The 1,351-nt window shown below is 69.9% G+C and carries 2 protein-coding genes; both read right to left on the bottom strand.

The window, feature by feature from the left end:
* Positions 1-525: vitamin B12 dependent-methionine synthase activation domain-containing protein (locus A2U95_RS33785; protein ID WP_420857002.1), on the bottom strand; the 525-nt coding region annotated here is incomplete at its 3' end.
* A partial coding sequence (locus A2U95_RS17395; protein ID WP_420857001.1) for a B12-binding domain-containing protein occupies positions 428-1,351 on the bottom strand: 924 nt, incomplete at its 5' end. The genes A2U95_RS17395 and A2U95_RS33785, both read right to left, overlap by 98 nt.

The raw sequence follows: 1,351 nt of genomic DNA, 5'->3' as shown, positions 1-1,351 counted from the left end.
GCCGAGTTCGGAGCGGACCCGGGCGTGCCAGTACTCGGCGAGGGCCTCGGCGAGCTGGACCGACAGGCCGTGCAGTTCGAGGTAGTCGCGGTAGGAGTCGGCGGCGAACAGCCGGGCGGTCTCCTCGCCGATCCTGGAGCCGACGGTGACGACCTGGAGGCCGACCACGTCGGTCTCGCCGGACTCCTGGGGGCGGAAGAAGTCGGCCAGGCAGAGCCGGCGGCCGCGGCGCTGGCGGGGGAAGGTGAAGCGGGTGCGCTCGCCACCGTCCTCGTCGAGCAGGATCAGGTCGTCGCCCTTGGAGACGCAGGGGAAGTAGCCGTAGACGACGGCGGCCTCCAGCAGGTTCTCCGTCTGCAGCCGGTCCAGCAGGCCGCGCAGCCTGGGCCGGCCCTCGGTCTCGACCAGTTCCTCGTAGGACGGGCCGTCACCGGTGCGGGCCTGCCTCAGGCCCCACTGCCCCTTGAACAGCGCGCCCTCGTCCAGCCAGGAGGCGTATTCCTTGAGCTGGATGCCCTTGACCACGCGGGTGCCCCAGAACGGCGGGGCGGGCAGGCAGCTTGGCGCCCGGCACGCCGCGCTTGATGCCGATCAGCGCGTCCATCAGGCGCAGTCCCTCGAAGGCGTCCCGGGCGTAGCGGACCTCGCCCTGGTAGATCTCGTGCAGGTCCTGTTCGACGTAGGCGCGGGTGAGGGCGGCGCCGCCGAGGATCACCGGGAAGCGGGCGGCCAGACCGCGCTGGTTCAGCTCCTCCAGGTTCTCCTTCATGATCACTGTGGACTTCACCAGCAGGCCGGACATGCCGATGACGTCGGCCCGGTGCTCCTCGGCCGCGTCCAGGATCGCCGAGACGGGCTGCTTGATGCCCAGGTTGACGACGTTGTAGCCGTTGTTGGAGAGGATGATGTCGACGAGGTTCTTGCCGATGTCGTGGACGTCGCCGCGGACGGTGGCCAGCACGATGGTGCCCTTGCCCGCCTCGTCGCCCTCGACCTTCTCCATGTGCGGCTCGAGGTGCGCCACGGCCGTCTTCATGACCTCGGCGGACTGCAGGACGAACGGCAGCTGCATCTGGCCGGAGCCGAACAGCTCGCCGACCACCTTCATGCCGTCCAGCAGGGTGTCGTTGACGATGTCGAGGGCCTTGCGGGTGGTCAGCGCCTCGTCGAGGTCGGCCTTCAGGCCGTTGCGCTCGCCGTCGATGATGCGCCGCTTGAGGCGCTCGTCCAGCGGCAGCGCGGCCAGTTCCTCGGCCTTGCCGGCCTTCAGCGACTTGGCGGTGGCGCCCTCGAAGAGCCGCATCAGCTTCTGCAGCGGGTCGTAGCCCTCGCGGCGGCGGTCGTACACCAG

This window comes from Streptomyces chilikensis (genome assembly GCF_001642695.1).
GTDB classification, from domain to species: domain Bacteria; phylum Actinomycetota; class Actinomycetes; order Streptomycetales; family Streptomycetaceae; genus Streptomyces; species Streptomyces chilikensis.
Note: the sequence above shows the minus strand (reverse complement) of the source record. Positions and strands in the feature narration are given on the sequence as shown.